This is a genomic window from Flavobacterium chungangense LMG 26729, assembly GCF_000735715.2.
GTDB lineage: Bacteria > Bacteroidota > Bacteroidia > Flavobacteriales > Flavobacteriaceae > Flavobacterium > Flavobacterium chungangense.
Map to the genome: position 1 here is coordinate 1 of NZ_JASY01000037.1, position 12,466 is coordinate 12,466.

Sequence of the window (12,466 nt, forward strand, 5' to 3'; positions counted from 1 at the left end):
AGATGTTAAATCCTCTGTTTTCACCAAAGATTTCCCTCCCTTTGAAAAGGCGGAAAAAACAATCTGATCCTGAGAATAGGTCGTTGGAAGCACAATTATTTTAGCATCGTTTTCTAAAATATATCCTTTTGCATCTTTTATTCCGGCTACTTCAAACGTTTTTTTGATGGCAGCTGGTTTTAATTGTTTTTCGATCAAAGGTGCATTGTTTTCCTTTTTAGTGTAAGGTTCCAAAGACATACTTTCTACCTTTTTCATTACATTGACAACGGCTTCTTTAGTCGGAAAACTATTTTTGTCTTCCTCAGAGCCGGTTACTAAAACGACCTGATTTGTAGGTTTTTGAATGGTTTTTACATAAGCGTTTAATTCTTCTAAAGAAATGCTTTTTATAATACCTACAATCAATTTATAATCGTCTTCAGGAGTCAAAAACGGTTTAGATTTTAAGAAATAATCAATCAGTTTATCCGCCCAGCCTTCGTTGTCGACTTTATCTACATTGCTGATAAAATCATCATAAGAGCTTATAAACAGTTTTTTAGTTCGGTCTAATTCTGCTTGGGCAGCGCCAAAACGACTTAAACGTTCTGCTTCTGTATACGCTTCTTCAAAGGCTTCAATTGTCTTTCCTTTTTTGGCTAAAGCCGAAATAGTAAAAGACGTATTTAATCTTGAAATGGGTTCAAAATAAGCGTTAAAATTTAAACTTGAAACTTGATTTTTTAATACTAACTCTCTAAAACGGTTATTCAGAATGTTAGTGTAAAAAGAGTTCATCACATTTTTGCGAGTCACTGTGCTGTCTTTTACCAACGGTTCGTTAAGAATGTATTTTAACGTAATGGTAGTTTCTGAAGCTTCTTTATCAGTTGCAGTTCCAAAGTATAAATCGTTGTGTTTAGGAATATCAGCATAGGTTCTGACAGCGGCGTTTTTTGCCAGTGGAATTCCTGAGAAAATCGTTTTTACTTTTTGCTCAATTTGTTTTACATCAATATCTCCAACGATAATTACCGCCTGTAAATCTGGCCTGTACCATTTTTTATAGTAATTGCGTAATTCCTGATATTTAAAAGTATTGATAATATTAAGATCGCCAATAACGTCTCTTTTACTGTATTTTGAGTCTTTGTATAAAACCTCATCTGTTTGGTGTTTTAAACGAAAATCACTTGTTCTTCGTGTTCTCCATTCTTCGCGGATAACCCCTCTTTCTGCATCGATTTCAGTATCTGTTAAAGACAATGAACCTGACCAGTCATGTAACACCCAAAGCGTAGAATCAATCAGTTTTTCGTTCGTAACCGGAACGGTGCTAATATTGTAAACGGTTTCGTCATGGGCGGTAAAAGCGTTGATATCTTTACCAAAAGTTACTCCGTTATTTTCTAACATTTTAATGATGCCTTTTCCTTTAAAATGTTCTGTTCCGTTAAAAGCCATATGTTCCAGAAAATGCGCTAATCCGTTTTGATTATCGTCTTCAAGAATAGCTCCAACGTTTTGAACGAAATAAAAACTCGCTCTGTCTTTTGGTTCTTCGTTATGCAGAATATAATAGGTTAAGCCGTTTTTTAATTTTCCGGTCGTCACATTTTTATTCAGCGGAATTGTGGTTTTAAATTGAGAAAACGCTCCTTGAAAAGATAGCAGCAGCATTCCAAAGATGATATTTTTTTTAGTCATTTTTTTATTTTTTTACCCAATGGTTGTCATTAAAAAGTCAATTCGGATGTTTCTTGAGTAGGTTCAAAAACCAGATCGAAAATCATTTTTAACGACACCAATGAGATGATTTTATCTTCTGTTTCTTCTAATTAGAATAAAAGCACCACTTAATATGATTAATAAAGGAAATACTCCGATGAAGACAATTTTATTGATAAAGACCTGATTTGCATTAATCGTTATTTTATTATCTGTACTTTTAGGACGGGTGGTATCAATTGGGAATTCATAATTACTAAACCAACTGAAAATATCGAGAAAAAACTGAAAAGTTCCGGAACCACCGCGGCTTAATTCAGCATTACCCATAAAATCGGCATCTCCGGCAACGATTATTTTTTGGGTTTTACCTTTTACGTTTCTCGTTAAAGCGACCACAAGCGGTACAGATTTTACAGCAGGCTGTTTTTTCAAGTCCTCAGAAACAGAAGTGATTCCGGTTTGGGCTTCCCAAGCCGGCTGATTGTTTGTTTTTAAAAGTGGTGTCACTTTAAATCCTGCATCTTTAATTGTTTTGATACCGCTGCTTCCTAAAAATGGAATAGGATTATTATTTGGGTTAGGACTGAATTTAATTAAAGTTGAATCAATATTTCTTTGAAGTTCAGTCACCAAATAATCCGGCGAGTTGATTTCGCTTTCCTGAACCAAAGCCTGTTTTGTAAAACTTATTCCTAATTTTTCAGTTATGGCAGCCAAAGTAGAATTCGTTTCCGGCTCCGCCAAAAGAATTACATTTTTCCCCTGGTCGATATATTTAGTAATTCTATCAGCAGCGCCCTGACTTAGCTGTGTTTTAGGATCTGCCAAAATTAAAATATCAGTATCTGCTGGAATATTATGCGCATTGATATCAACAGAAGTAACATCAAAACCCTGATTAATTAAGGAATATCTGAAGGTAATTTCATTAAAACCAGTCTTGTAATTTTTATCTCCCGCTTTGTCAATACTACGTTCCATATTTCCGGTTGCGAAAACAATTTTAGGTGCCTTTATCACCAATCTTTTTAAGGCGGCTGAAATTTCTTTTTCACTTGGGGATTTGAAAAAATCGTCGTAAAATCTTAAGAATGTTTTTTTACCATTGTATTCTACAGTTCTGACTACTCGATTTTGTTCTGGGGCTAAATCGATAATTTTTTTAATTTCTGCAGGAGTATATAATTTTTTTAATTTCATATCCTGCGACTCCACCATTTTTTCTGCCAGCTGTTTATCATTCAATCCCGGATTTTTTGTGTACAACTCTGTATTGGTAGAAGTATCATAAAAATATACATACTCCATTTCAATTTGAGGGAGATAGCGGGTATATTTTGCAAAACTTTCAATATCCTGATTTTGGAAATAAGGCATAGCCATATAATAATTTACATCCAGAAGATTATCATAAGCTGTAATCTTAATTGGACCATTCATTTGTTTAACTATCTCTAAACTGTTTTGTGTAAGGGTTCTGTCTTTTGTACGTGTCATATCATGATACAAAGTTAAAGGAGCTCTTGATGTGATATAACCAAGTGACAAAACAATAGTAATTAATAAGGTATATTTTAAAACTCTTTTCGAAATACTTTGTGCATCTCTTCCCGTTTGTAATTTGTAAATACTCAGCACAATAAACAGTGCACTTACAAATATGAAATAAAACACGTCTTTACTAATTATAAGACCCTCAAGCATTTCGTTGGCACGTCCTGCAATGGAAAGAAAATAAGTAATATCCTTGACATATTCGACATCCTGCCATAATTTGCCAATAAAGTTTAAACCTGCTAAAACTACCAAAGTACTTATAGCCGCCACAACCTGATAGGAAGTAAGACAAGACATAAAAAGCCCAATTGCTGCATAGGTACAAACCATCAAATACAATCCGATAAGTCCGGAAAGTGCAAATTTGAGATCGACATTTTCAACAGAAAAATAAGCAACAACAATCTGCAGTCCTAAAATTGCAATAAATAGCGAACAGTAGACCGCTATAGCTAAATATTTGCCTAATACAATTTCCTTAATTTTGATGGGAGAAGAAAGCAAAAGTTTTATAGAACCGCTGTTAATTTCGCGGCTTACCAACCCCATGGTCAATAGCGGGACATATAAATACAGATACTGCTGCATTTCTGTATATAATCCGCTAAAACCGGAAAAAATGGTTTGGGTAAGGTTTTCTACTCCCTGTCCCATTTTTTGTAATCTTTCGAAACGTTCCATCGTGTCGAAAAATTTCCAGCTGGACTGGATTGAAAAGATGACTAAAACCACCCATGCAACCGGAGAATAAAACATGGTGTTGAGTTCGGTTTTAGCGATTCTGTATATTGTTTTCATTGTTTTGTTTTTTTGTTTAAGAAAGAGTAGCGTTTTTTGAAGGGGCTTTTTTAGATAATTGTGCGAAAATTTCATCCAGAGAGACTTTCTCGAACTGAATTTCTCGTAATTTCCAATTACTGGTAACACTTTGTGCTACAATTTTTTCAGCTACTTCCTGTGTGCCTTTAAAAGTAATTTGTACTTTTTTAGGAGAAAGATAAACTGCATCAGTTACTTCTTCGATAGCAGTTAGTGCCTCGATTGCTGGCGGATTTTCGAAACTTGCGGTTAATTTATCGGCTTCGATATAATTGTTAAATGCATCAAGAGTATCAGAGAAAACCATGTGTCCGTTTTCGATCATTCGGATATCCTGGCATGTAGCCTGAATTTCAGAAAGAATGTGTGATGAGAATATTACGGCTTTATCCTGAGCAATTTTCTTGATTAAATTTCTAACTTCTAAAATTTGGTTTGGATCTAATCCGTTTGTAGGCTCGTCTAAAACCACCAGCTTTGGTTCGTGAATAATGGCCTGTGCAATTCCCACACGCTGTCTGTATCCGCCGGATAAATTTTTAATCAATCGGTGGCTGAAATGAGAAATTCCGCATTTTTCTTTGGCTTTTTCAACTGCATTTCTCAGATCTTCTTTTTTAACATGGCGCAATTCTGCACAGTGAATTAAATATTCGTCTACCGTTAAATCGAGGTGAAGAGGCGGAGTCTGCGGTAAAAATCCAATTAATTTTTTGGCCTCTACCGGGTTTTCCTTTAGGTTAATTCCATCAATAAAAATATTTCCGTGAGTCTGGTTCAAAACACCACAAAGGATATTCATCGTGGTCGATTTTCCGGCACCATTCGATCCCAAAAGCCCCAAAATCCTGTTTTCTTTGATTTCAAAATTTATATTTTGTATTGCCCAATCCTTACTATATTGATGCGACAAGCCCTCAACTCTTACAATTGTTGTTTCCATAGTGTTTTTTAAAATTGCAGGAATGTATTTTCAGTACAATACATTCCTGCATCATTTTGATTATTAATATCCTTCTGTTGGGTTTAAAAAGGGATTAGAACGAAGAGCAGGTTCTGGTATTGGATATAAACGGTCTGTAGATTTCCAGATTTTGTCTGATAAAACAGAGAGTGTTTCATCTAGTTTTCCGGTTCTTTTAAGATCCAGCCATCTGTGTCCGTTTTCTGCAAAAAACTCACGCTGTCTTTCAAGCGCAATTAAATCCAGCAATTGGTTAGCGTCTGTTAAAGTCGTATTTCCTAATAAAGCTCTGTTTCGAATTACGTTAATATCTTCCTGAGCTCCTGTAATATCATTTGATCGAACTCTGGCTTCGGCTCTAATTAAATACAATTCTGCCAATCGAAGTATTGTTGAGCGCTCTGAAGGAGAATCGCTATAGCTATTTTTGTATTTATGCGGTGCAATGCCTAAAAATACGCCGCCTCTAATAACATCAACTGTCCACTTCGTTTTTCTGTCATCACCGGTTTCAAAAAGGGCATTTCCTTTTCTTAATAATAATGTACCTCCGGTGGTAAATAAACCCCCTTCATAAGTGTACTCGACATTATAATAAGGTATTTGCAGAATTGACTCTTGATTATCTGCAACAAACGGACTGTTTGTAGTGGTTAAACCAGTAGCTATTTTGTAAGTTCCCGTTTCGTTTATTACGGCTGTGGCATGTGCCGCAGCTTCGGTCCATTTTCCTAAATAAAGATTTACACGTGCCAGTAAACTTTCGGCAGCCCATTTTGTAGCTCTGATTCTTTTTCCTTTATAATTAGCATAATCTGTTGGAAGATCTTTTACCGCATCAGTTAAATCAAGTGTAATTTGGGCATAAACAGCTTCCTGAGTCGATTGCGGCAATAATGCAGAGACATCTACATTCGTAGTGAGTACTAATGGTACATCTCCCCAAAGGTTAGTCAGGTAAAAATAAGCATACGCTCTTAGAAATTTGGCTTCGGCAATCCATTGTCTGCTTTTTACAACATTGAGGGTATTGCTTTTAGTAACGCCTTCAATAACATTGTTGGCATTATAAATCGTTTTATACAACTCGCCCCAACTACTGTTCATTGTTCCGTCAGTATCCGGGATTTCATTAGAGCTGTAAACATTTGCAATACCTGTTCTTGGAACTAGTTCATCAGCTGTTTGTCCAAGAACAGTATGTACACTATTGTAATAAAAATTGGAAACCATCCTTTGGTAGATTCCGTTTACAGCTGCTTCTGCTGTGGGATCTGAGATATAAACCGTTTTTGATGATAATTGATTTCTCGGAAGTTCAACCTCAAGAGATTCCTCGCACCCCGCAAGTCCTAATAATAGAAAAAGCGAAAATATATAGGTATATTTTGTAGAAATATTTTTCATGATTTTTAGATTTTAAAATGTAAACTGTGTTCCAAAAGTAATCGTACGCATTGGTGGTAAAGCCAATCCCTGTGTTTCAGGATCCAGTCCTTTATACTTCGTAAAAGTTACTAAGTTTTGTCCCTGAAGAGAAAGACGCACACTTTGCAGGTATTTCTTAATCCCTTCATCTAAAGGAATTTGATAAGAAGCACTTACATTTTTAAGTTTGATATAGGATGTATCTGTAATTGAAGCATTTGATCCCAAATAATCATAAAAACTATCTTGGAAACCAGAACTTAACACATGTCCTTGTGCCAGATAAGCATTGTATTCATCCACCTGAAAATTCGCTGTTGAATAAGGATAACCTGGCTGCGCTCCCGTAGACGAAAGCAAAGTACCACCATCCTGTTTTACGAATTGAAATAAAAAGTCAAGTGCAAAGGCTTTGTAGCTTATTGTATTTGAGATTCCTCCATAATATTTAGGGTAAGTTGGTCCGTAGTATTTTCTATCTCCTCTGCCAGTCTGGGCAAATCCAGATGATATTCTGCCGTCTCCGTTTACATCTTCAAATTGCGCAAGTCCGTCAGCATCTACACCTGTAAAATTATACGTATATCTGCTGCTTAAAGGGTTTCCAACTACATATTGAGAGTAATAACTCGTAAACTCTATTCCATCAAATCTTGACAATTTATTGGAGTTGGCAGAGATGTTGAAAGAGGTAGACCAATTAAAGTTTTTAGTACGAATATTTGTTGATGCAAGCGTAAACTCCCATCCTTTATTTTCTACTTCAGCGGGTAAGTTTGCAGTGTAGCTCGCAAAACCTGCCTGTGTACTAAGTGTATAGTTTACCAATTGATTGATAGAAGTATTTTTATAATAAGCAGCCGTAAAAGAAATTCGATCGTTAAGGAAGCTTAAATCTAATGCAGCTTCAAATTTTCTGGTTGTTCCCCATTTGATGTTAGGGTTTTCAATTCTGGCAGCCTCCATAGACACATTCCCGTCACCATAATTACGAGTGTCAAAAGTATCGGCAAATTGATAATTGTCAATATCATCGCTTCCTATTTCTCCATAACTGGAGCGCAGTTTTCCAAAACTTAACCAGGTTTGCTCTTTTAAGAAATTTTCCTCTGTAAAAACCCAGGCAGCTCCAAGAGAGCCAAAATTTCCAAAACGGTTATTGGCTCCAAATTTAGAAGAACCGTCTCTTCTAAAATTTGCATTCAGAATGTACTTATTTTGGATGTTGTAATTCACCCTGCTGAAAAGAGAAATGTATTTGTATTCTGTACTTCCATTAGAAACCGATACAGTTTCTGCAGCAGCGATATTGCCAATTAAGTTATCAGCGCTGTATCCGTTTGAACTAACATACGAAGGCATTTCAGATTTTCTATTTTGCCAGGATCCTCCCAAAAGTACTGTCAGGTTTCCTTTCCATAAATCTTTTACATAATTAAGCTGGGGTTCAACAGTAAAATTATTGGTATTATTCGTTGAAACCGTATAGGATCTTTGAAAGTCTACATTACCACCGTTTGCTTCCTCATACACATAATTAACTGCCGATCCGGGCATAGTCTGTGAGCTTTGCATCTGAGCTCTGCCGTATCCTAAGTCTGTTTTAAAAGATAATCCTTTAGCAATATCATACTGCAGGCTTAAACTTGTTATTAAGTTCATCCCTTTATCTCTTACTCTTTTATCTAAAGCAGCAAGCGGATTTATGTCGCTAAAATTATCCGGAGACCAGTAATAGCTGCCATCCGTATTGTACACCGGACGGTTTGGAGCAGTGCCTACAGCATAAGTGGTAATATCAAAGAAAGGAAGATTGTTATTATCTGTGGCAAAAATTACAGAAGCTCCTACTTTTAATTTTTTGTCCAGCGTACTGTGATTAATATTAAAGTTGGTTGAGAATTTGTCATAACTAAAATCCCCTGGTACCACAGTCGTTTCTTTATGATAAGCACCACTTATAAGAAAGTTTGTGGTTTCGTTACCGCCTCTCAATGAAGCAGAAAAATTATTGAAATTGGCTGTACCGCCTATTAATTTTTCCTGCCAGTTGTTGTTAACATTCGGATCCCAGTCTGTAAGAGCGATCCCATTACTATCCACATCGGCAACATCACCATTATTGTCCAGGGCAGTTTGCAACATATTTAGGTAGGCAGGAGTGCCTAATGTTTTAACCATATGGGCTACTTCAGAAACTCCTGAGTTTGTTGTCACTGTAAATTCTGTTTTTCCGGCTTTTCCTTTTTTGGTTGTGATAAGCACTACCCCATTAGCTCCTCTTGATCCGTAGATAGCGGTAGCATCAGCATCTTTAAGAATTTCGATACTTTGAATGTCATTCGGATTAATGATGTTTAAAGGACTGGTTGATTTTTGAGCACCTCTCAGTACATTGTCAGCCTGTGTTTGCTCTTTAATGTCGTCTCCAATATACGGAACACCATCAACAATATAAAGCGGCAGGTTTTTCCCTTCAATAAAATTTCTTCCTCGTATGCTGATATTCATATCACTTCCTGCATAACCAGATGTCTGCGTAACAAAAACACCAGGTGTTCTTCCTTGTAAACTTTGTAAAATATTAGTGACAGGCTGTTTTTCAATATCTTCGGCCGTAATTTTAACAACAGATCCGGTAGTGGTTCTTTTGGTAGTGGTTCCATAACCTATAATTACTACTTCGTCTAGTTTGGCTAAATCGGGCTGTAATTTGATGGTTATAGAGCTTTGGCTTTCAACTGTAACTTCCTGTGTTTTATAGCCCAGATAAGCAATTTTAAGCGTATGCTTTCCGGCTGGTAAGTCAATATAAAATTGCCCGTCAAAATCAGTTACACCGTGCTTATTGCTTCCAACAAGAAAAACGGTTACACCAGGAAGCGGCAAGCCATTTTCATCAAGAACTTTTCCTGTCAGCATGTGGTTTGCATATCCGGGTTTTACTTCTTTTTCTTTTATAAGAATGGTGTTTTTTGACGTAACCGTGACTTCAAAATTGCCATTTCTTAAAGTTTTTTCCAGAAGTTCACCTGCATCGATAATTCCTTTTTTAAGGCTGACTTTAGGAATGTCATTAAACAAATCTTCCTGATAAATAAAAGCATATTTTGTTTGTCTTCGAATCATATCGAAAACCTCGTCAACTGTTACTGTTTTATTTGCATCAATAGTGATTTTAGCATCCTGAGAGAAAATTTTCCCAGGGCTAAAACTGAAAACTGTTGTGCAAAATAAAAATATAAAAGTTTTCATAATAAACAGTGTAAACGATTTCCCGTTAAGGAAAACATTGTTAGTAAATTTAATTTTCATAAATTTGATTGTTGGTTAGTTAAATTTTTAATTAGGTAACATCATAGGAGGGGTAAAGTGCATTGCTGTGAGAGGTCGTGACTTTATTCCCTTTTTATTTTATAATAATGCGTCTGTTTTTTATTTCATAGGCGTTGATAAATTTGGTTGTTTTTATGGTTGTTAAAATTTCTTTCAAATCCTGATCTTTTCGTAAAACGCCATTAAATCTCACGTTTTCCAATTTAGTATTTTCAAAAGTTACCTCGACATTATACCAGCGTGACAGTACTTTCATTATATCTTTTAAAGGCATACTGTTAAAGCTGAAAAGTCCTTCTTTCCAAGCTACAGAGTTGTAAACATCTGCTTTATAAACTTTTAAACTATTGTTCAAAAGATTGAAATTAGACTCCTGTTTAGGATTTAACAAATGTCGTTGACCTTCAATGTCTACGGCTACTTTTCCTTCTACTAATGTGGTGTAAATATTATTTTCGTTATTATAAGCTTTTATATTAAATTGTGTACCAATAACCTGTACCGTTTGTTTTTTGGTAAAAACTTCAAATTTTGAACCTTTATGCGCCGTACTTGGCGAAACTTCAAAATAGGCTTCGCCGTAAACTAATTCTACTTTTCTTACTTCACCATCAATAAACGCAACGGGATATTTTAATTGAGATTCTGAATTCAGCCAGACCTTGGTTCCATCAGCCAATTGTATAAAAAACTCCCCTCCTTTTGGAATCGTTAAAAAATTGAATCCGATTTCTTTCGATGCTACTTTGTCCTCAGAATCATATATAAGATGTTCCCCGTTACTACTTACGTTATTTGTGGTGTAATTAGTTCCTTTTTCTAAAGCTATTTTAGAGCCATCTTCTAAGGTTAATGTTGCTTTGCTGCTTCCAATTTCAATTGGAGTATTGACTACAACAGGATTTTTTACTGTAGTTTCTTTACTTAAAAACAAATACGATAGTGATAACAACAGCACAAGAGATCCTGCTGCGGCGTACTTATACCACGATCTGTTTATAGCAATAACAGAAGGAATATCTTTTCTGCTTTTTGATTTCTCTAAAATAGATTTCCAGGCTGCTTCTTTATTAATTGCAGCATAGCTGGAAATTTTATAAACTATTTTTCCAAAATCAATGTTTTTTGAAAATGGATAATCTTTACTGAATGATTTTAAACTTGATTTTTCATCGTTGCTCAAAATCTTCAATTTCTTTTTTATAATCAGTCTGGATATATTGAAAACATCTTTCATTCTACAGGTACTTTTCTATAGAACAACTAAGAAATAAAAAGGTACTACTGAAATTTAAACTTTTTTTAATAAAAATTAAACTATTCGTTAAAACACTGTTTATTTACTATGCCTATTGGGTAATTAAGAAGTATAATAAAGATTCTAAATCTTTAAACTGATTTCTTAAAATAGTATAAGCCTGAGATTTTAAGGTTTTTACAGTTTGTAGTTTGATCCCCAGAGTTTCGGCAATTTCAGTATTTTTTTGCCCAATAAGGCTGAGCTTTATAATTTCTTTTTTTCTATCCGGAAGCAATTCAATAGCCTGATGAAGTTGTCTTACTATTTCTTCTTCTAAAATTTGTTCTAAAAATAAACTATCGTCTTCCAACAACTGAATATTATTGACCGCATATTTATCTTTAACTTTGCTGTGTTTAATAAAATTAAAGCATTTATTACGGGTTACTTTGTACAAGTAAACTTTTAAAGCTATTTCATCAGGAAATATTACATCTTTTTCCCAGATATGTACAAAAACATCCTGAACCAAATCTTCACACTCATCTCTTAAGGATAAATAACGAAAACAATAAGACACTAATGCTTCGTAATAAGTATCGAAAATTTTTTTTAAGTCGCTTTTATTATATTTGGTGTACGTAGATTGCAAAAGAGATACCTGTTTTTAGCAAAAATATATAATTCTGATTACCAATAACAAAATTATATGATTAATTAATACAAAATTTAGCGTGAAAGTAATTCCTATTTCTATTCACACAAATACGGGTTATAGTATGTGCTGCAATCAGGATAATATCATTGGCCGGAATACTAGTAAGTCGAAAGTTTAAAAGTCGTAAAGTCAAAAGAAGCGATATCGAAAATAATTATTAAATATCAGCATTTTATATCGTTTTGTTTGATTTTAAAACACAACATCATACTTGTTTGTTACTGATGTAAATATTTGGCCTATTTTATACATCCATTTATTCGGTATTACTTTTCTCTAATGGCTGTAATAGATAGAAAATAGTAAAACAAAAAAGGCTGTCTTGGCAAAGACAACCTTTAATGACTAATTAAAAAAAATGTATGCTAAAGTTCCTATTTCCCTAAAGTTTTTTCAGGGCTCATAATTACTTCGACGCTACTAGAACTATCCAAAACGTGCTTACTAAACTGCTGAATAGTTTTCTGATTAATTTTAGAAATTAAATTTTTATATTCTTCATCCTGTAAAAACGGAATCTGATTTAAGCTGTTGTTATAAAGGGTACTGTTCCAGAATGAATTGGTTTTAAGCGACTCTTCCCTGTTTTTTAAAAGTGCTTTTTTGATGTCTTCCAAATCATTGGCATTTACCGGAACCGTTTTCAAATCATTTAATTCTTTCCATACAATCTGCATTAATTTTTCCTGTT

At 34.7% G+C, this 12,466-nt stretch carries 8 protein-coding genes; all 8 read right to left on the reverse strand.

Annotation, left to right across the window (positions count from 1 at the left end; translation table 11 throughout):
- Positions 1-1,689: M16 family metallopeptidase (locus JE46_RS23570; protein ID WP_031457750.1), on the reverse strand; the 1,689-nt coding region annotated here is incomplete at its 3' end.
- Positions 1,690-1,800: 111 nt separating this feature from the next.
- A complete protein-coding gene (locus JE46_RS23575) occupies positions 1,801-4,068 on the reverse strand; it encodes a Gldg family protein (protein ID WP_031457751.1) in 2,268 nt (755 codons plus the stop codon).
- Between the two features lie 16 nt (positions 4,069-4,084).
- The gene (locus tag JE46_RS23580) at positions 4,085-5,032 is read right to left on the reverse strand and encodes an ABC transporter ATP-binding protein (protein ID WP_031457752.1); all 948 of its coding nucleotides are present in this window, start codon (positions 5,030-5,032) and stop codon (positions 4,085-4,087) included.
- 63 nt (positions 5,033-5,095) lie between these two features.
- Entirely contained in the window at positions 5,096-6,460 is a 1,365-nt protein-coding gene (locus tag JE46_RS23585) for a RagB/SusD family nutrient uptake outer membrane protein (protein ID WP_031457753.1), read from the reverse strand.
- Between the two features lie 12 nt (positions 6,461-6,472).
- The gene (locus JE46_RS23590; RefSeq protein WP_167343465.1) at positions 6,473-9,736 is read right to left on the reverse strand and encodes a SusC/RagA family TonB-linked outer membrane protein; all 3,264 of its coding nucleotides are present in this window, start codon (positions 9,734-9,736) and stop codon (positions 6,473-6,475) included.
- A 154-nt stretch (positions 9,737-9,890) separates the two neighbouring features.
- Positions 9,891-11,054: a FecR family protein gene (locus JE46_RS23595; RefSeq protein ID WP_031457755.1), complete on the reverse strand. Its 1,164-nt coding sequence runs from the start codon at positions 11,052-11,054 to the stop codon at positions 9,891-9,893.
- Between the two features lie 112 nt (positions 11,055-11,166).
- The gene (locus JE46_RS23600; RefSeq protein WP_051873008.1) at positions 11,167-11,709 is read right to left on the reverse strand and encodes an RNA polymerase sigma-70 factor; all 543 of its coding nucleotides are present in this window, start codon (positions 11,707-11,709) and stop codon (positions 11,167-11,169) included.
- 440 nt (positions 11,710-12,149) lie between these two features.
- Positions 12,150-12,466: peptidase M16 family protein (locus JE46_RS24370; protein ID WP_209445171.1), on the reverse strand; the 317-nt coding region annotated here is incomplete at its 5' end.